This window comes from Pseudomonas frederiksbergensis, from assembly GCF_003732705.1.
Classification (GTDB): Bacteria; Pseudomonadota; Gammaproteobacteria; order Pseudomonadales; family Pseudomonadaceae; genus Aquipseudomonas; species Aquipseudomonas frederiksbergensis_F.
In genome coordinates, this window is sequence record NZ_MOBR01000009.1 from 164,376 (window position 1) to 184,357 (window position 19,982).

Annotated in this window: 14 protein-coding genes; 5 read left to right on the top strand and 9 right to left on the bottom strand. The window is 57.8% G+C overall.

Going from position 1 to position 19,982, the window contains the following annotated elements:
- Positions 1 to 17: 17 nt before the first annotated feature.
- The 7 genes from BK667_RS12430 to BK667_RS12460 all read right to left on the bottom strand — a co-directional run bounded on the left by BK667_RS12430 (position 18) and on the right by BK667_RS12460 (position 9,172).
- Positions 18 to 1,439 (bottom strand): efflux transporter outer membrane subunit, encoded by a 1,422-nt coding sequence (locus BK667_RS12430; protein ID WP_123597764.1) that lies wholly within the window; start codon positions 1,437 to 1,439, stop codon positions 18 to 20.
- Positions 1,436 to 4,627, bottom strand: coding sequence for an efflux RND transporter permease subunit (locus BK667_RS12435; RefSeq protein ID WP_123597765.1), 3,192 nt, complete (start codon positions 4,625 to 4,627; stop codon positions 1,436 to 1,438). Before BK667_RS12435 ends, BK667_RS12430 begins: the two co-directional genes overlap by 4 nt.
- Before the next feature lie 12 nt (positions 4,628 to 4,639).
- Positions 4,640 to 5,893, bottom strand: coding sequence for a multidrug efflux RND transporter periplasmic adaptor subunit MexE (mexE, locus tag BK667_RS12440; RefSeq protein ID WP_123597766.1), 1,254 nt, complete (start codon positions 5,891 to 5,893; stop codon positions 4,640 to 4,642).
- Between the two features lie 275 nt (positions 5,894 to 6,168).
- Positions 6,169 to 6,630 carry a DUF805 domain-containing protein gene (locus tag BK667_RS12445; protein WP_123508441.1) on the bottom strand — a complete coding sequence of 154 codons (462 nt, stop codon included), beginning with the start codon at positions 6,628 to 6,630 and terminating at the stop codon, positions 6,169 to 6,171.
- Between the two features lie 15 nt (positions 6,631 to 6,645).
- Complete coding sequence (locus BK667_RS12450; RefSeq protein ID WP_123597767.1) at positions 6,646 to 6,996, bottom strand: DUF4190 domain-containing protein; 351 nt, start codon at positions 6,994 to 6,996, stop codon at positions 6,646 to 6,648.
- A gap of 113 nt (positions 6,997 to 7,109) precedes the next feature.
- On the bottom strand, positions 7,110 to 8,504 hold the full coding sequence (locus tag BK667_RS12455) for a heavy metal sensor histidine kinase (RefSeq protein WP_123597768.1): 1,395 nt from the start codon (positions 8,502 to 8,504) through the stop codon (positions 7,110 to 7,112).
- A complete protein-coding gene (locus BK667_RS12460; protein WP_122539579.1) occupies positions 8,477 to 9,172 on the bottom strand; it encodes a heavy metal response regulator transcription factor in 696 nt (231 codons plus the stop codon). Before BK667_RS12460 ends, BK667_RS12455 begins: the two co-directional genes overlap by 28 nt.
- 215 nt (positions 9,173 to 9,387) lie before the next feature.
- On the opposite strand from BK667_RS12460, the gene BK667_RS12465 reads away from it, so the two are divergent.
- From BK667_RS12465 to BK667_RS12475, 3 genes are all read left to right on the top strand, one after another.
- Positions 9,388 to 9,999, top strand: coding sequence for a hypothetical protein (locus BK667_RS12465; protein ID WP_123408408.1), 612 nt, complete (start codon positions 9,388 to 9,390; stop codon positions 9,997 to 9,999).
- Between the two features lie 73 nt (positions 10,000 to 10,072).
- Entirely contained in the window at positions 10,073 to 10,696 is a 624-nt protein-coding gene (locus BK667_RS12470) for a cytochrome b/b6 domain-containing protein (RefSeq protein WP_123597769.1), read from the top strand.
- Positions 10,689 to 11,459 (top strand): molybdopterin-dependent oxidoreductase, encoded by a 771-nt coding sequence (locus tag BK667_RS12475; RefSeq protein WP_123597770.1) that lies wholly within the window; start codon positions 10,689 to 10,691, stop codon positions 11,457 to 11,459. Before BK667_RS12470 ends, BK667_RS12475 begins: the two co-directional genes overlap by 8 nt.
- Positions 11,460 to 11,555: 96 nt before the next feature.
- Here BK667_RS12475 and BK667_RS12480 read toward each other — a convergent pair whose 3' ends face one another.
- Both BK667_RS12480 and BK667_RS12485 read right to left on the bottom strand, forming a co-directional pair.
- A complete protein-coding gene (locus tag BK667_RS12480; RefSeq protein ID WP_123597771.1) occupies positions 11,556 to 12,539 on the bottom strand; it encodes a hypothetical protein in 984 nt (327 codons plus the stop codon).
- 54 nt (positions 12,540 to 12,593) lie between these two features.
- Positions 12,594 to 13,640, bottom strand: coding sequence for a hypothetical protein (locus tag BK667_RS12485; RefSeq protein ID WP_123597772.1), 1,047 nt, complete (start codon positions 13,638 to 13,640; stop codon positions 12,594 to 12,596).
- A 270-nt stretch (positions 13,641 to 13,910) separates the two neighbouring features.
- On the opposite strand from BK667_RS12485, the gene BK667_RS12490 reads away from it, so the two are divergent.
- Complete coding sequence (locus BK667_RS12490; RefSeq protein ID WP_123597773.1) at positions 13,911 to 14,384, top strand: hypothetical protein; 474 nt, start codon at positions 13,911 to 13,913, stop codon at positions 14,382 to 14,384.
- 114 nt (positions 14,385 to 14,498) lie between these two features.
- On the top strand, positions 14,499 to 19,736 hold the full coding sequence (locus tag BK667_RS12495) for an RHS repeat-associated core domain-containing protein (protein ID WP_123597774.1): 5,238 nt from the start codon (positions 14,499 to 14,501) through the stop codon (positions 19,734 to 19,736).
- Positions 19,737 to 19,982 lie beyond the last annotated feature (246 nt).

The following is a 19,982-nucleotide window of genomic DNA, read 5'->3' on the forward strand; positions in this document are numbered from 1 at the left end:
AGGAGCTCTTTAAAACTTTACTTACTGGCGACCGTCTCCGGCTGCCAACCGCCACCAAGGGCCTTGTAGATCGCGACGATGCCGCGATACAGATCCACTTCGGCCTGGGCCTGGGAGTCTTCGGCCGCCAGGCGTTCACGCTGGGCATCGAGCAGGACGAGGAAGTCCGCCGTGCCTTCGCGGTAGCGAATTTCCGCCAGGTCGGCAGCGGCGCGGCTGGATTCGCTCTGACGAATCAGCGAAATCAACCGTTGCTGACGTTTGCCGTAGTCGCTGAAGGCGTTTTCCGATTCTTCCAGGGCCAGCAGCACTTGTTGCTCGTAGGTCGCCAGGGCGCCTTCGGCTTCAGCGTCGGCACCGCGCAAACGGGCCCGGACGCTGCCCAGGTCAAACGCTGCCCAGGTGATGCTTGGGCCGAGTGCCCAGGCGTTGGCCGCCGAGGAACCGATCTGCGAACCACGCCCGGCAGTAAAGCCGAGGAAGCCGCTGAGGCTGACCCGTGGGAACAAATCAGCCTTGGCCACGCCGATACGGGCGGTAGCGGAGGCCAGTTTGCGCTCTGCACTGAGGATGTCCGGGCGACGTTGCAGCAGTTCACCCGGATCACCGATCGGCAGCGCCTTGGCGATGGCTGGCAAGTCTTTCGGACTCAGGTCGACGGTCAGCTTTTCCGGACGTTCACCCAACAGGGTGGCGATACGGTTTTTCTGCCGAACCTGTTCGGCCTGCAGTTGCGGCACGCTGGCTTCGACGGACGCCAGGCGCGCATCGGCGCGGACCACATCGAGCTGGTCGCCGACGCCGGCATCACGCAGGCTGACGGTGATCTTGCTCGATTCCTGCTGGTTGTTCAGGTTGGCCAGGGCGATCTTTTCCCGCAGTTGCGCACCGCGCAGCTGGCCGTAGGCGTCCACCAGTTCGGCAATCATGCTGACTTGCAGTTGGTACAGATCGGCTTCAGCCGCTTGCTGCTCGGCCTCGCTGGATTCCAGGTTGCGCTGGATTCGACCGAAAAGGTCCAGTTCCCAAGCCATGTCCAGGCCCAGGTCGTAGCGTTCGCTATTGACCCGTTTGGTGGTCTGGCCAGGGATTTGCCCCTTGGCCAGGTCACTGCTGGCCCGGCTGGTGATGGTCGGCATCGCGTCGTTGCTGGCGTCATCGCGAATCGCTCGCGCGGCTTTCCAGCGAGCGAAGGCGACGCGCAGATCGCGGTTGCCTTGCAGCGATTGCATCACCAACTGGTTGAGGGTCGGGTCTTCAAACTGTTGCCACCAGATGCCTTCGAAACGCGAGCGGTCGTAATTCTTCTGACCGTTGGCGCCATCGGTGACGGCCGTGATATTGGCCGCCTCCGTGGTTGGGGTTTTGTAGTCCGGGCCGACGGCACAGGCGCTCAGGGCCAGTACCAGCAAGCTCGGCAGGAAGGCTTTCAGGCTCATTGATGCGACTCCAGTTGCTTTTGAATAGTCAGCGCCTTGGCCGCTTTGCGCGCTTCACCGCGCTCCACAAAGTTACGAATCAATACGTAGAACACGGGTGTCAGCAACAGACCGAAGAAGGTCACCCCGAGCATCCCGGAGAACACCGCCACGCCCATGGCATGACGCATCTCGGCACCGGCACCGCTGGAGAACACCAGTGGCACAACACCCATGATGAACGCGAAGGAGGTCATCAGGATCGGCCGCAGACGCAGACGGCATGCTTCCAGTACCGCAGCCAGAGGACTAAGGCCTTCCTGCTGTTTATCCTTGGCAAACTCGACGATCAGAATCGCGTTCTTACAGGCAAGCCCCACCAGTACGATCAAGCCGATCTGGGTGAAGATGTTGTTGTCGCCTCCCGAAGCAATCACACCAATAATCGCCGACAGCAGCGTCATCGGTACGATCAGGATCACCGCCAGCGGCAGGCTCCAGCTTTCGTATTGAGCCGCGAGTACCAGGAACGCCAGCAGTACGCAGAGCGGGAACACGAACAGCGCGGTGTTGCCGGACAGAATCTGCTGGTAGGTCAGGTCGGTCCATTCGTAGGTCATGCCGTTCGGAAGTTCATCCTTGAGCAGTTTTTCGATGGCGATCTGAGCCTGGCCGGAGCTGTAGCCTGGAGCCGCCGCACCGTTGATTTCAGCGGTGATGAAGCCGTTGTAGTGCATCACGCGGTCCGGACCCGAGGTGTCGCTGACCTTGATGAAGGTCGCCAGCGGAATCATCTCGCCTTTGTTGTTGCGCACTTTCAACTGACCGATCTGGTCCGGTTCGAGGCGGAACTGTTGCTCAGCCTGAACGTTGACCTGGTAGGTGCGGCCGAAGCGGTTGAAGTCGTTGGCATACAGCGAACCCAGGTAGATCTGCAGGGTGTCGAAGATGTCGCTGACGGCCACGCCGTGGGTCTTGGCTTTCTCACGGTCGATAGCGGCATCGACCTGTGGCACGTTCACGGTGTAACTGGTGAACAGCGCGGCCAGTTCCGGCACGTTGTGGCTCTTGGTAATGATGTTCATGGTTTCTTTGTACAGCTCGTCGTAACCCAGGTTGCCCCGGTCTTCGATCTGCAGGCGGAAACCACCGATAGTGCCCAGGCCTTGTACCGGCGGCGGCGGGAAGATCGCCATGTAGGCTTCTTCGATCCCGGCGAACTTGCCGTTCAACGCACCGGCAATCGCACCGGCGGACATGCTCGGGTCTTTACGTTCGTCGAACGGTTTCAGGGTTACGAACACGATGCCGGCGTTCGGGCTGTTGGTGAAGCCGTTGATCGACAGGCCAGGGAAGGCCACCGCACTTTCCACGCCGGGCTGTTTCAGGGCGAGGTCGGACATGCGTTTGATCACGTCTTCGGTACGGTCCAGGCTCGAGGCGTCCGGCAATTGCGCGAAGGCCACCAGGTATTGCTTGTCCTGGCCGGGTACGAAACCGGTCGGGGTGTGGGCGAAACCGAAGAAGGTCAGCACCATCAGGCCTGCGTACAACAGCAGGGCAATACCGCTGCTGCGGATAACCCGGGCTACGGTGCCGACATAGCCATGGCTGGCACGGTCGAAAAACCGGTTGAACGGGCGGAACAGCCAGCCGCCCAACAGTTTATCAAGCACTTTGGTAAAGCGATCTTTCGGCGCATCGTGGCTCTTGAGCAGCACGGCGGCCAGGGCAGGGGACAGTGTCAGCGAGTTGAACGCCGAGATCACGGTCGAGATGGCAATGGTCAGGGCAAACTGTTTGTAGAACTGGCCAGTGAGTCCGGAAATGAACGCCGCCGGGATAAATACCGCACACAGCACCAGCGCCGTCGCGATGATCGGCCCGGTCACCTCACGCATGGCTTTCTTGGTGGCTTCGACGGGCGTTTCTCCCAGCTCGATGTGCCTTTCGACGTTCTCCACCACCACGATGGCGTCGTCCACCACGATACCGATGGCCAATACCAATCCGAACAGTGACAGGGCGTTCAGCGAGAAGCCGAACAGGTGCATCACCGCAAACGTACCGATCAACGAAACCGGCACTGCCACCAATGGAATGATCGAGGCACGCCAGGTTTGCAGGAACAGGATCACGACCAATACAACAAGGATCAATGCTTCGAAGAGGGTGTGAACCACCGCTTCGATGGAACCGCGCACGAAGATGGTTGGGTCATAGACGATGCTGAAGTCCATGCCTTCCGGGAAGCTCTTCTTCAGTTCGGCCATCTTGTCGCGAACTTCGTTGGAGATCTGGATCGCATTGGAACCAGGACGCTGGAAGATCGGGATCGCTACCGCCGGTTGGTTATTCAGCAAGGAACGCAGGGCGTATTGGCTGGAACCCAGTTCAACGCGAGCGATGTCTTTGAGGCGCGTGATCTCACCGTTGTCGCCGGAGCGAATGATGATGTTCTCGAACTCTTCCTCGGAAACCAGACGACCTTGGGTGTTAACCGACAACTGGAAGCTGGTGGCATTCGGCGCAGGTGGAGCGCCCAAAGCACCGGCAGCGACCTGACGGTTCTGCTCGCGAATGGCGTTGACCACATCGGTCGCGGTCAGGTTGCGCGAAGCGGTCTTGTTTGGATCGAGCCACACCCGCAGGGAGTAGTCGCCCATACCGAACAGTTGCACATCACCGACACCGCCCAGACGTGCCAGCTCATCCTTGATGTTGAGCAAGGCGTAGTTGGACAGGTACAGCATGTCGTAGCGTTTGTCCGGCGAGGTCAAGTGGACCACCATGGTCAGGTCTGGAGAGGCCTTGTCCACGGTGATACCAATGCGCGTCACTTCTTCTGGAAGCTTCGGCTCGGTCCGGGTTACGCGGTTCTGCACTTGCACCTGCGCGTTGTCCAGGTCGGTACCCAGGGCGAAGGTGATGGTCAGGGTGATCTTGCCGTCAGCGGTGGACTGCGAGGACATGTACAACATGTTCTCGACGCCGGTGATGGCTTGCTCCAGAGGAGCGGCCACTGTTTCACCGATGACTTTAGGGTTGGCACCCGGGAAGTTGGCGCGGACCACAACGGTCGGCGGCACCACTTCCGGGTATTCGCTGATCGGCAACTGGAACAGCGAGATGGCGCCGGCGATCAGGATCAGCAGCGACAGCACCGCTGCGAAGATCGGCCGTGAAATGAAGAATTGGGAAAAATTCATCGTAGAGATCCCTTAACCGCGTGGGGTCGCAGCAGCCAGTTTCACAACCGCACCCGGCGCAACCTTGGCAGGTGCGACTTGGGGCAGGTTGCTGGCTTCCAGCGCTTGTCGTTGTTGAGCCAGAGCGGCGAGGGTTTCCTTGGAGGCCATCGGGATCACTTCAGGGGTGACCGGCGAACCCGGACGAACCCGTTGCAGACCCTTGACGATGACGGTGTCGTCTTTCGTCAAACCGTTACGCACGATGCGCAAGCCTTCGATCTTCGGACCCAGTTCGACCGAGCGGTATACCGTCTTGTTGTCGGCATCCATGACCAGCACGAACTTTTTACCGAGGTCGGTCCCGACCGCTTCGTCGTTGATCAGCACGGCGGAGTAGGTGCCGCTGCCGACCAGTTTCAGGCGAGCATAAAGGCCCGGGGTGTACTGGCCGTCAGCGTTATCGAACACCGCGCGGCCACGGATGGTGCCGGTCTTCGGGTTGACCTGGTTATCAACGAAGTTCATCACGCCCTGGTGCGGGTTGCCGTCTTCGTTGGACAGGCCGAGGTACACCGGAGTCGTTGCGCCGCGTTTACCCTGGCGAGCGAGTTGGGTGTATTTGAGAAATACACGCTCGTCGGCGTCGAAGTAGGCGTAGACCTTGTCGGTGGACACGACACTGGTAAGCGCAGTGGTATCGGCGGTTACGAGGTTGCCGGCGGTGATTTCCGCACGGCTGACGCGGCCACTGATTGGCGAAGTGACGCGGGTGAAGCTCAGGTTCAGTTTGGCCAGATCCAGTTGGGCCTGGAGGGCACCGACCGCTGCGCGGGCTTCTTGCGAAGCGCTGGTGCGCGAATCGGCCAGTTCGGCGGAGATCGCGTTGCTGGTACGCAGGCGTTCACCGCGTTGGGCTTCGTTTTCGCTGCGGGTGGCGTTGGCGCGGGACTGGGCGACCAACGCTTCGAGGCGGCGAACTTCAGCCTGGAAAGGGCGGGGGTCGATCTGGAACAGTACGTCGCCTTTCTTGACCAATGCGCCTTCAGTGAAAGCGACTTCATCGATCTGACCGGAGACCCGTGGACGAATTTCTACGGTTTCTGGCGCTTCGAGGCGCCCGGTGAATTCGTCCCACTCGTTGACTGGTTGCTCCAGCACCTTGGCCACACTGACCTTGGCCGCTGGCATGCTGGCGGCAGTCTCAGGAGCCTTGCCGCAAGCGCTCATCACCAAAACGGCCAACAAGGCCAACGGGAAGCGCAAATGTTTGAGTGACTGTTCCATGGATGCATCCGCCAATGTATTAAGAATGGACGGATGATGCTCGGCGAGGCTGTATCGCACGAATCGAATGAGGCAAAGGTAACTATCATTCGGAATGATATAAGCGCGAACCAAGCCCCCTAGCATGCGCCTTTCGTTAGGGGGCTATCAATCGGCGTGATGACAAATCTGTGTTGCGGGGAGTGCAAAGGTCGGCCTGATTTGAAAACTTGTCAACGGCGCAAACAAAGAGACGGCCATGGCGGCCGTCTCGATCAGCGTTTACTCAATCAGCTTCAGTTGATCCCTTTAGGGTTCGGGCCGAAACGGTTGACGCCAGGCGTGCTGTCCTGGGCCAGGAACACAATGTTCACGATCGGCAGCAGGATCCACCAGCCGCTGCGATCAGTGTCGTGCATCCGGCGAATGGCTGCCGCGATACTCGGCAGCAACACCGCCAGGCTGTAGAGATTCGAAAGGATCCCTTTGGCACCCAGTACGGCGTCAATAACGCCGAGGACGATGGCGACCCCAAGGTTGATCAGAATAAACATCCAGTATTCCCGACGGCTCGCGCGGCCGGTGAACACAGCATATTTCTTCAGCACTTCAACATAAGGATTACCTTGCGCCGCACCGGCGTTCGGCGCCGTGAACGCCTGCTGGCTTACTTGAGCCTGAGGTGCGCCGCATTGCGGGCAGGCCACAGCCAGGCTGCTGATTTCCTTGGCACAACCACGACAAAAAACCATGCTCATATTTTTTCCCTAAAATTAGTCCAGCGATAGGCCGGCGAAACAAAGCGTCGCAATAGCCGACAAGACAACGCCTGCGATCGCGAGGTTATTTCCCGGTTTTTTTTGATTGATGCTGAGGATGCCGCAAACAAGGCCGGCGACAGAGAAGATGCTGATTCCGAAGAGGGTATCTCTATCCCATTCGGAATCATCAAATAGCGTAAGTACGCAGATAATGCCCAATATCAACGAGACAATCGCCAGCCATGGAGAGTCGACGCCCGCCGTTGCCGGCAAGGCAATGTGTTGGCTCGCTCCGCATCGCGGGCAGGTTGGGGCTGTCTCGTGAATGTCCTTGGCGCACGCACGACAAAAAACCATTGCCATCGTTATCCTTAACTTTAAATGCTCAATACCCGCCCGGGTATCGACGGCTACCGGGATAACTTGAAGTTATTCCAGGTTTTATTTCGGTATTCATGCCGCATAGCCATGGTAGTTCACGTTTTGGGGAAGAACAGCGAAAAACAGATAGTCCCGGGCGCTGGCTGTTCAACACTCACATCACCGCCATGCAATTGCATGATTGCGACGACAATGGCGAGGCCCAGGCCATATGAATCGGAGCTTTGGTGACGCGAGGCATCGCCGCGGTAAAAGCGATCAAACAGTTTGCGCAGGGTTTCTTCGCTCAGTACGGGGCCCTGATTCTCCACATCGATCCGCCATCCGCCGCCGGCCGCAACGACGCGCATCAGAATCTCGCTACCCTCGTTGGCATACCGAATAGCGTTCGCGACTAAATTGCTCAAAGCCCGGCGCAGCAACAACGGGTCAGCCAGCAGGGTGCCAGCGCCGGTGGTCACGAGGGTCATCTGCCGCTCTTCGGCCAGCCCTTCGAAGTACCCGGCGATACGCTGCAGTTCATCATTCAGTACCAGCGGCTGGCGTTCGATCAGCGACTGCGCTTCATCTGCGCGAGCGAGGAACAAGATGCTTTCGACGATGCGGGAAATGCGTTCCAGTTCTTCAAGGTTCGAGGCCAGCAGCGCCTGATATTCGTCCTCGCTGCGAGACTGGCGCAGGGCGACCTGGCAGTGGCCCATCAACGAACCCACGGGGGTGCGTATTTCGTGAGCCAGGTCGGCGGAAAACTGCGTCAGGCGCTGATAGCCGTTGGCCAGGCGATCAAGCATGGCGTTATAAGCGTCACTCAGTTGTTGCAGTTCAACCGGTGTGTCGGCGCTGTCCATCCGGCTGTCGAGCCGTTGGGGCGTGATATTGGCGGCATGCGCGGCCATTTTGCGCAGCGGGCGCAGGCCGCGACGCAGCAGCACGTAACCGAGCAGCGCGGTGAGCAGGAATGCCAGGGTCACGGCCAGGTAAATACGCTCGCGAAACGCCGCGAGCATGGCCATTTCCTTGCTCATGATGTGCGCGGCAGTCAGGCGCACTTCGCGCCCGCCCGAGGTCGTTTGCACGGTCGCTGCGCGCAAGGGTGCTCCGGAGTCGGTCACGCCGCTGCGCAAGTCGGTGACGCTCAGCTTGGTTTCTTGGCCAATCACGGGCAAATCGGGCAGCGTGACGTTCAGCGGATTGACCATTATGACCGGCGGCTGGCCGGGCTCGGCGATGATGAAAATGTCGTCTTCACTGTCGAGCATGTTCTTGAAGATCTGCGGGCTGTCGCGCAGCTTCTCGATGGCCAACTCGTAATGCAGCAGCTTGCGAAAGTGATCCAGGCGGCCCATGACCGCGTGATCGCTGTAGATCAAGACCGAGGTTTTCATCGACTGGTACAGATAAAACCCGGCACCGGCCACGGCGAGCATCGCCACCAGCGAGAATGCCAGGGTCGAGCGCAGGGTCAGGGAAGGTTGGCGTCGGGTCCGCATGGCCGCACCTCGCACACATAGCCGATACCGCGAATGGTATGGATCAGCTTGATCGGATAAGGCTGGTCGACCTTGTTGCGCAGGCGTTTGACGGCCACGTCCACGACGTTGGTATCGCTGTCGAAATTCATGTCCCAGACTTCCGAAGCAATCTGCGCCCGGGACAGGACATCGCCTTCACGGCGCAGAAACAGGTGCAGCAGGGCGAACTCCTTGTTGGTCAGCACGATGACTTGCTGTTGGCGCGTGACGCGACGGCGCACCAGGTCCAATTCCAGGTCGGCGATGTGAAAATGATCGGCTTCGCGGACCACGCCACGGCGCAGGATGGTGCGAATGCGCAACAGCAACTCGGTGAAGGAAAACGGCTTGACCAAGTAGTCGTCGGCCCCCAGCTCCAGCCCGCGTATGCGGTCATGCAACTGATCGCGAGCCGTGAGGAACAGCACGGGCACGTCTTGTTTGGCGCGCAATAGCTCGATGATTTGAAATCCATCAATGCCGGGCAACATCACATCCAGTACGATCAGGTCATAGGGCGTTTGCAGTGCCATGTGCAGGCCATCGGCGCCGTGTTGGGTCCAGTCGACGTTATAGCCGGACTCGCCAAGTCCCTTTTTCAGGTACTCGCCGGTTTTGGTGTCGTCTTCGATCAGCAGAATATGCATCGTCAGGGGGCGCTCGGGTCTCTGGGTGACGGGATTCAGCCCGCGGCATTGGCTCTCTGGCTTGCAGTGTAACCAGCTGAGCAGGCTGAGTCGGTTACATTTCTGTCATTCGCAGAAGGGCGTCGCGAATGACAAAAATGTCATCCGGCGGTCATCGTGAGGTCCCGGTCCGGAGCCGAGGATGGCGGCACATAAACCAGTGAGGAATTGTCGCAATGAAGCTCAAGACTGCTCTGTCCACCACGTTCGGTTTGCTGATGCTCAGTGCTGCCGTCATGGCCACCGCGGCCGATATGCCGGTGATCAAGCCGTTGCGTGGCACCGTTGAAAGTGTCAGCAACAACACGCTGACGTTCACCACCCGCGCCGGCGCACAGCAGACCATCGGTCTGACTGACAAGACCGGCATCAACCGGGTATCGAAGACTGATATCGAGTCAATCAAGGCCGACAGCTTCGTCGGCTCGGCAGCCATCCCCCAGGCCGACGGTTCGCTGAAGGCGCTGGAAGTCACCGTCTTCGAGTCCAGCCTGAAGGGCAGCGGCGAAGGTCATTACGGTTGGCAGAATGCCGACGGCAGCACGGGCACCATGACCAACGGCACGGTGGGCAAATTGTCCAAGGCCAATGGCCGCACGCTGACCGTCAATTACAAGGGGGGCGAGAAGCAACTGGTCGTGCCGCAAGATGTGCCTATCGCCTACGTAGAACCAGGCAAGGCAGATGAGTTGGTCAAGGGCGCGAAAATTGTCGTGTTCCCGGCCGAGGGTGGCACCACCGCACGCGGTATCGCCGTCGGTAAGGATGGCTTCCAGCCGCCGATGTAATCACCTGAAAAGGCTGGAGCGGTGTCGTCTGGCATCGCTCCAGTGCACGGATGGTTTCCGAGAGAGGGGCAGCATGCGCAAAAAATCCATCCATCCCTGGCCCGTTCGGCTCACCCATTGGCTCAATGCCGCCTGCATGGTCTGTATGTTCATGAGCGGTTGGGCGATCTACAACGCGTCCCCGTTGTTCGTCTTCAGGTTTCCGGTTGCATTGACGGTGGGAGGGTGGCTCGGCGGCTCGCTGGCCTGGCATTTCGCGTTTATGTGGTTGCTGTTTATCAACGGCCTCATCTATGTGCTGTACGGCTTGATCAGTCGCCACTTCAAGCGTGATTTCTTGCCGATCAGTGTTCACGCGGTAAAGCATGATTTGACGGATGCACTGCGTTTTCGACTGGTGCACGAGAAGGGCGTCTATAACGCGGTGCAACGCCTGATGTATTGGGTGGTGCTGGCGGCAGGTTTGTTGATCGTGATCTCGGGGCTGGCGATCTGGAAGCCCATTCAACTTCAAGAACTGGTAGCGCTCCTGGGCGGCTATGACGTTGCCCGCTACGTGCATTTCGCGGCGATGGCGGTCATTGGCGCGTTCGTCGTTGTGCATCTGGCGCTGGTGCTGCTGGTGCCAAAAACCTTGTTGCCCATGATCACTGGCGGCGTACGGCCGATTGAAAGCGGAAGAACCGACCATGATTGAGCCCAAAAAAACCGCGATTCAGCGCATCAAACTTGAGCCCGCCCAGCAACTTCAACTGGAAAACCTCCAGCGCCGCAACTTCCTGCGGGGCGGCTTGACCGTCGGCGCGATGGCGATGCTGAGCGGTTGCAACCTGCAGGACGGCGACCAAGTCGACAAGGTGCTGTGGGCCATGTCCCGTTGGAACGACCGGGTTCAGGCCTGGCTGTTCAGCGGGCAGAAACTGGCGCCGACCTACACCAAGGCGCAAATGACCACGCCGTTTCCATTCAATGCGTTCTATGGCCAGGAGGATATCCCGGACGTCGATCTGGGCGATTATTCGCTCGCCGTTTCCGGGCTGGTACGGGACAAGGCGCCGTGGACGCTGGAGGGGCTGCGCAAACTGCCGCAGCGCACCGACATTACGCGCCTGATCTGTGTTGAAGGCTGGAGCGCCATCGGGCAATGGGGCGGCGTACCCCTGAAGACGTTCCTGGAGCATATCGGCGCTGACACAACGGCGAAGTTTGTCGGTTTCAAATGTGCTGACCGCTATTACTCAAGCCTCGACATGCCGACCGCCTTGCATCCGCAAACGCTGCTGGCACTGGATTACGCCGAAGTCGCTTTGCCGCCGGAGTATGGCTACCCACTACGAGTTCGAGTGCCCACCAAGTTGGGCTTTAAAAACCCAAAGCATATCGTTGAGATCTTTGTCAGCAACGACAATCCCGGTGGGTATTGGGAAGACCAGGGTTATAACTGGTTTAGTGGTATCTGATGGGAGAGAAATGAAGAGCAAACACTTCGCGACGACCGAACGGGGTAGGGGAGGCGCCGGTAAGACGACTTCCCCGACCTGCAACCGTTTCATGACTCAGACCAATACCAGTTCAAAGCGTCCTTGAGGGGTGGTGTCCTTGAAACGCACCTGCAAGTGGTGGTCATTGCCATAGACGTCGACGGCTTTTATCACGCAGGGACCGTTGTGATTGATTGCACTCTGACTGTGGTAGGGGATGTTATTTGAGGCCTGCAGCACCAGCGTGACATGGTTGGCTTTCGGGTTTTTCACCTGCCTGACCGGTGTGAACGTGCTGCCTAACTGAATGTTGGTGTTGTAGATGAACGTGGTCCCGCCCGGTGCTGCATACCCGACATTAGACGCTTGGGTAACGGATTGATGCTTGTCTGCCCACTGGATCATTCCCGGCGGCAACATGTTCGCAGAAACAAATCCCACCACGGGCTGCTGTACGCCGGCCCCCGCCAACGAGTATTGCAGGGTGAAAATGTCGGAGTTTTCGTTCCCTTCCGTCAACGTGCGCTCGAAGGTGTAATTGCCCGGAACTTGATAAGTCGGAATTTCGGCAGTGCGTACATCGACGCTCTTGTTGAAACTGGTTTCTGACCCATCGGTGTAGTACCTGTGTTGGTGCCCATCGTCGGTGTGGCGGGTAATGCTTACGTACAGCGTTTCCTGGCGCTGGCGAGGTTCGATCTGGCCTGCCGAAACGTAGAAGCTTTGCGTGAAAATATTAGTCGGCGTGTCATCCGGCACCGACTTTAGAGTCCCCGGATACTGAAGGTAGGTATTGGGTGTGTCACTGAAAAACCAGGGTTGTGTGAGCTCGGTCCCCTCAGGCAGTTCCAAGAGTTGTCCGAGGCGGTCGCGCACCACGAGCTTTATGCTCTTCTTCTCTTCGTCTTTCAGCGGAATAGCCATCCGTGACTCCACTAATACCCTCACCTCTATCTGCTGGCGGCCATTAGGATAAACACGGTCCGAGGGCGACATTACAGCAATTCTGAGATCGGCCAACCAACTGCCAAGCGGTGGTTTTGTGTCTTGAGTGTTCATTACGAACTCCTTAAGTGGAGGGGATTCTGATCAGGTTTTGATTTGTCCCTGAGTCTAAGTGCCTGCCCATTCAACGGCTAACTGATAAGTCCAAGGCTCGCGATTGGGCTGAATTGAGGTCAGTGTTACTGCGAGCTTGATGGGGTTGCCATACACATCCGTGGCGACGCCGTAATAACCGGTTCGTTGGTCAAACAACTGGTTGTACGGTGAATAAGCGGCCACTGCTATTGCAATGGAACCTGCACGCGGCGCCCCGATAGTCTTCAAGGCCTCGTTCAGTGCCCGTCCCAAGCGATTAGTAGCAGGCTCGATGGGAACATCTTTTATTGGTGTCGAGCTTCCTGAATCACCAAACGCGGTCCCTTTGTTGTGGTGCAGTGCCGATATTTTTTTGTTGGGTTCCAAAATTGAACCCGGAAGAATGGCAATGGCGGTCGACGTTCCGGGATATCGCAAACTGGTATACGAGTTCCATACTTTGTAGGTGTAGCCCTCGAACTGCGCATTGAAGATTGGGTCAGGCCCACTTTGCGCTACAACCAACCCTCCGTTGTAGGTGGCATATTGCGGCGGCTCTACCGAGCGCAACATGAAGCTACTGTTGAAACGACCATTCTGTCCATTCCCGCCATAAGGAACATCACGTTGGTTACTGACATAGGTCGTGCTGCCTACTTTGACCTGGGCCACAAACTGAATCGTTGTTCCCTCGGGAACACTGGTGTAGCTGATGTAGCGGCGGAATGTCTGCAGATTATTGGGGCGCGCCGCCGGCAACGTGTCTGAGTCTTCCATCCCTGCCCGTGGGATAAGATTTTCAGGAAACTTCAAAACCCCGTTCGGCGGCGGGTTTTTATCGCTGGTCCAAGTGCCTGGAACCTGCATATTGGGAATAGCATTCGCGTTCAGATCATCAGGAAGTTGCACAATTTCACCGTTGATGTTTCGCGCTTGCAGCGTAATTAACACCGCGCACTTTTGTTTTCCGTTTGAAAACAATCGAGCCTGTGCGTTTTGTTGAAATTGGAAATCTTCGGTCTCTATCAGCAAATAACTGAGGCTGACAGGGGTGTTGACAGAGTTACCGTGCTTTTTCATATCGATTTACTCTTGTGTGGCTACTTTCGGGTAGGTGATCACGCTATGCATAGCCGTTCTACCCGGCAAACCTGTTCCTCGAAACTGTAAGAAATAACAGTTCCGACAGACGGTAAAGACGCTTCTGTGTAAGGGTTTTCTTCAACGAGACCGCATTAAGATTGTGACGAGGCCGTTCGTCGGAACTGTTATTTCTTACAGGTGGCGAACGCGAGATAAACGGGACAGCATCGACTCATCCCATCGCCACCGATTAACGAGGATGCACAGATGACACCTATCAAGTTCTTTTTGACTATATTGGCGAGCCTGGCAATTTTAAGTAGTACTCACGCCGCTGAGAAAGTTGTCGATCCGAGTGTCGTGACGTTGATATCACTTTATAAAAAACAGGGCGAAACCCATTTTGACTGCAGCTTCAACTTGACTGTGGGCCCTCACAACCTAAAAAATATCAACGGCTGCACCAATGATGATGACTACTATTTCAGAATAACGAATCCCAATGATGGGCTGTTTTTTGCAATAACCGACAGTCCCGACTGTACAGGGACAGGACCTTGGGTGAATTATAAAATAATTGATCCTGAATATGGCTCGACTTCACCTCTTTTGAGGATTGAGGCCGCCTACAATCAACCTAAGGGCGTTGAGATTGCTGCTGGAATATATACAGCAGGTTTTGATTCAAAAAAAGGAAGGAAATTGGAAGGGAAGGTGTCGTGCGTGCACGTTTACCCCTAGGCCGTTTCCGGGAAAGTAATTAGATGGTAGTTTTGCGCATTCCAATTATTCAATCACTGTTTATGGTATTTACTCACCAAGTGTTTTCCCTGCTTGAGCCCAGCGAGAGTTGATATGAGCACTATCACCCCGGAAACAATAAGTCGCCTCGCCAGCGGCGGCCTCTACTCCCAGGCCAGCAACTTTCTCAGCCATGTCAGCACCGGGGTCGATGTGCGCACCGGCCAGTTTACGCTTGCAATCCAACTTCCAACGTTGCAATCCAACCATCTTGCTGGGCCGTTTGTGAGTCCGGGTTTACACTTCAGTCCAATGCTCTCTCATACCAACTATGGATTCGGGCTTGGTTGGCAAATGGGTGTTTCAATGCTGGACCTCAATACCAACCAACTCACCCTTATCACCGGTGAGCAGTTTCGTCTTGATCGACGCAACTCCGATTTCTTCCCCAATGGTTTGATGGTCTTCCATGACCAAAAGCTGCGCAGTTTCGTGGTGCGCCAAATAGGCGTAGACGGGCGCGTGTTTCGTGTCGAGCACAAGAGTGGCGATACCGAATGGCTGGAGGTTCGGGAGCGCAGCGGCGTGGCGATGGTGGTGCAGATGCGTTCGCCCCATGGACGGCAGGCATTTTTTGAGTGGCTTTCCCGGGGCGATAACCAGTTTCAGCTAGGTAGCATATGGGATGAGCGGGGACCGCAGCAGCCCTTGTTGCGAGTCGTGCTTAACCGTGACGGCGCGGAGTTTGACTTTCACCCCGGCACCTCCAGTGAGTCGAAGATCATTTTGCAACAGACCAACGGAATGCTGAGCAACGTGATCCTGCCGGACGGCGATAGCCGCTGGACTTTCGACTACATGACCGACCGGGACAGCGGATTGCTGTTCCCCAACAAGGTGTTCGGGCCGTTGGGCAGTGAGGACACCGTGCAGTACGCCACTGGCAACCAGGGGCATATCCTGCCACCCGGTGCGCCATTGACCTCGCTGCCGAGGATCACCAACCTGCGGCATTCGCCGGGTGCCGGGCAACCGGAAATCTACCGTAGCTACACCTACATCGGCACGTCCAACTTTCTCGGCGGTGACGTTGCGCCCCCGGGCGGTTGGCAGGACGGCACCGATAACCTGTACCGCAGGGACAGCTACGAATACACCTCCATCGAAACAGTACAGAACGCCAAAGGCGAAACATTGGCCACCGGCGAGCGCACCTGGAACCGTTTTCACCTGCAAACCAAAGAGGTGTTGACCCGCCACAGTACCCGGCTGCAAAACGGTATAACCGTGGCTCAGAACCGTACCGTCACGAAGGAAACGATCTACGGCGACGATCCGGGTAAAGGCTGGGAAGACCAACCCGCCTGGTGCCAACTGCCGGTGGCGACCATTACGCAGTTTGACGACGCAGAGCAAGCGCCACGAAAATTTCGGGAAGAGACCGACTACGACGACTATGGCAATGTGCTGCAAAAACGCTACGCCGATGGGCGGGTGGAAACCTTGGTGTATTACCCGCCGGGCGGTGGCGAGGGCTGCCCGGATGACGGCAGCCCCTTTGTACGCTGGTTGAAAAGCCAGACGTTGAACCCCGCGACACCGGCCGGCGGTGCGCGTACCGTGGAAACCCGCCAGACCTATGCGTTGCTGCCCAAACGTAAAGCCGACGACGTACAGGTGCTGGTGGCGGTTGAGGAAATCGCGCTGGCCATTGACGGTCCGGCGCCAGAGCTGATCGGTACGACCCGGCAGACCTGGAACCTCAACCCCACCAGTGCGTTTTTTGGTCAACCGCTTCAAAGTGTCAGTACCTTGAACGGCTTTGCCACCACCACCGATTTCCAGCGCTCTGTGGACGTGGCTGGTGTTGGTGAAACGGTGACGCACACCGGGCATGACGGGCTTTCGACCAGCACGCGCAACCTGCGCAATGCGCGCAACGGCCTGACGTTAAGTGAGCACAACGTAAACGGGCTGGAAACGGTGCACACCTATGACCATTTAGGGCGGATCGTGTCGCAAAAAGCATCGGTCGGGACCCCCTATGCTGTCACCAAAACCTACGCTTACAACCTCGCCGACAGTCAGCGCCAACGCGCCGTAGTGGTTGAAGAAACTGACTTCACCGGGCAGAAATTGCGCCGCTACCTCGACGGAGACGGGCGCATCGTCAGAGAGACGCGTCAGGACGTCGACATCACCGGCGACGCGTTTCGCGAGATATGGTCGGGTATCTATGACCATGACGGAAAGCTGGCCGAGGAAACAGCGCAGGACTGGTCACCCGGTAACCCCGCCCCGACTCGCCTGACCACCACTCGCGAGCTGGATGCCTGGGGCGAGGTGAGCGTGCAGCATCAACCCGACGGCTCCAGCAGCCATACTTTTTACGATCCGATCAAACTGATCAGCCGCCACTGGACACAGAGCCGCACGGGTGAGCGCAGCGCAGAAACGGAAGTGCTGCGCAACGAGGCCGGCGAAGTCGAAAAAGTCACCCTGTATGCGCCGCGGATGGCAGACGGCAAACCCGGTGCTGTGGTGCGTGTGGAGAGCTGGACATTCGATGGCCTGAACCGCCCCATTACCCATTCGGTCGTCGCCGATGGCCTGACGACGCTCACCCGGACGGAGCGTGATGTGTTTGGCCGTACCATCGCTGTGACGCGTGAAGATAACAGCGTGGTGCGCTGGAGTTACGCCGCACAGAGCGACGGTGAAGATCCGGAGAAAGTGACACTCACCCCTTCGGGCGGTGAAGAACGGGTGTTGGCTGAGGTGACCTACGACGGCCTTGGACGGCCTGTCACACAGCAATCGAGCGGTCAGGTCGAACGGTTGAACTACCTCAAAGGCCAGATTCTCCCGGAGTCCTCGGTCCTGCCCGATGGGCACGTGACCAGAATGAGCTATATCCGCGCGCTTGATGAGGCGCCGCTGAGCGTCAGCCCGGACAACGAAATCGCCAACACGTACAGCTATAGCACGCCGAATGGTTACCTGACTGAAATCACCGGAGAGCTGGGTCGGATCAATTTTGAGTACACCGCCTCCGGGCGCCTGGTCAAGGAACACTGGACGCTGGGCAACGAGACTTACACCAGCGTTTCGACCGAGACGCTGCTCAGTCGCCCGCTGAGTTTTACGGACGTGGGCGGCACACAGCACCAGGTCGAATATGACAGCCTCGGGCGGGTCGCCCTGCAATTGTCGGGAGTAATCACGGTCAAACCCGACTACGACGCTTTTGGCCGGGTCGAACAGATCACTACCACCGATACTACCAATGGCAGCAGCCTGACGCAGACGCTGGCGTATGACGCTATGGGTCGCGAGTTGAGCCGCACTTGGGAAAACATCGGTAACGGACTTCGGCATAAAACCGTGCAAACCTTGGGCTTTAACAGCCGCGACAAAGTCATCAGCCGTTGCTGGGAGCAGGACGGTCACCTTCAGAGCAAGGAAACTTACACCTACGATGCCCGTGGCCGTTTGACCCAGACCGATGCCAGCGGACCCAAGTCACCGCTGGACGGGCGCACAGGCAAGCGCATCAGCCAGCAGAAGTTTACGCTGAATGCACTGGACGGTTACGAAACCGTCGAGACCGTTTTCGCCGACGGCACCGGCAGCGTCATGACCTTCACCTATGACGCGGTGGCACCGGATCGTCCGGTCAAGATCAGCCATCGCGGTGTTCAGGACGTCGATATTGCACTGGTATGGGACGCCGCTGGCAGATTGCTAGAGGAGCGACGCGATGACGTGCTGTACCGACAGTTCGAATGGCGCGCCGACGGTCTTGTGCGCCGCGTGACCGGGATGGGCACCCGCAGCGATTATCGCTATGACCCGCAGGGGCGCGTCGGCGAGCAGCAAACAGACGCGGGCACCACACGCCGCTTCTATAATGGCGCTCAAGTCATCAACGAGCGCGGCGCGGAGGGTTCTTTACTGACGCTGGTGCGTTCTGCCAGCGGCGTATTCGCTGAAAGTCTCTTGAGCCAGTCGATACGCACCGTCCGGTTGACCGGCAGTGATGGCCAGGGCTCGGTTCGCCTGGAGTCCGACCACGAAACCCGTCTGGTCAGCTACACCGCTCACGGCAATGATGACGGCACTGCGCAGAGCCGGGTGGGTTATGCCGGCGAGCTGCGCGATCTGGAGAGCGATCTCTATTTTCCCGGTAGTTACCGTCCTTACGACCCGGTGCTCATGCTGTTTTTGGCCCCGGACAGTGCCAGCCCGCTGGGCGCCGGCGGGTTGAATCGTTATGCGTATTGCGGCGGGGATCCGGTGAATCGAGTAGACCCGGATGGGCACAGCTTCTGGAGTTGGGTTGGGGCAGCCGTAGGGTTAGTGCTCGGAGGAATCGCCATTGTCGCTTCGGCCGGCACACTGACACCCGTGGTGGCCCCCATAATGGCGTCGATAACAAGCGGCACGATCACCTCAGCTATGCTAGGCGCAGTTGCTGCTGCCACATCGGTCTCTTTTATCGCGACGGCGGCGGCAGTGACGCTGACAGCCGTATCGATCGCTACCGGGTTGGCGACGCCCATTCTGGAGCTAACGAACAATAAGCAGGCAGCAAAAATCACGGGGTACGTTTCGGGGGGGACAGGCGTGGCCACGACTGTTGTCAGTGCAATACCCGGAGTCGTGAGAATCGTTGAAAAAGTGGGAAAGTTTGTTGGGCGGTGGCAGTACATGCTTCAGCACTCGACCGGGGGGCGCCGGTTACCGGCCCGCGTTCTCACTGTTGACCCCAGTAACCCCCAATTCGGACCTGGCCTGGTTAACAATTATCAGGGGGGAGGGGCAGGTTCTTTCTTGATTTCCACGAGCGGAACACCAGGAGGAAGATTTGCGTCCATGGTAACCAGATCGCTAGTATCTCCAGCGCAAGCTGCCGATGAGCTGTTGCCATTGATGGCGTATGTTCCCGCAGATGCGCAGGTGACTCTAGTGGCGTCTGGCGTCACTAGCACCTTGGCCGTGCAGGCATTTGCCGATGCTCTCGGGCGTAACTTAAATGCGTTTTTCGGCAGAAACGTGATTTTTCAGCTAAATAATCCGCGTTTGAATCAGCCCTTCAGTGAGAATCTATTTAATTACCCGCTACGAAACAGCCGGAGTATGGTTGCGCGGATACTTCGGCGGATGGGACTGGGGAACACTGCTATAACCAGAAGACCGGCCCGGGGAATGCGAATTGAGGCGGCAACGAATTCGCGGCCATTGGACCTGCCGGTATGGAACACTCCGGTGGACTTTCCGCCATCGTACGGGGAGGTCACGCTACCGTCGTACTCTGAAGCCTTGCGACTGCCGCCGCTCTATACACCTTGACAACACCTGTGACTCACGATGGACGCCCATCGTGAGTCAGCCCTGGTCTGTCATTGCCTGCTTGCCCCGAATGCGCGCCGTATTCGAGCGTTCGCATACGGGGTTGCTGACTGCGGACTGGGGCTGTCGAACGTGATGCACAACTACCAACAGAGCGAATCTTCTCCCAAATAGCATTAATTCCAATAAGCTGTGGTTAAAATCTGAAATAACTAACTAAAGCACAAGATCAGGGAATTACGCGCC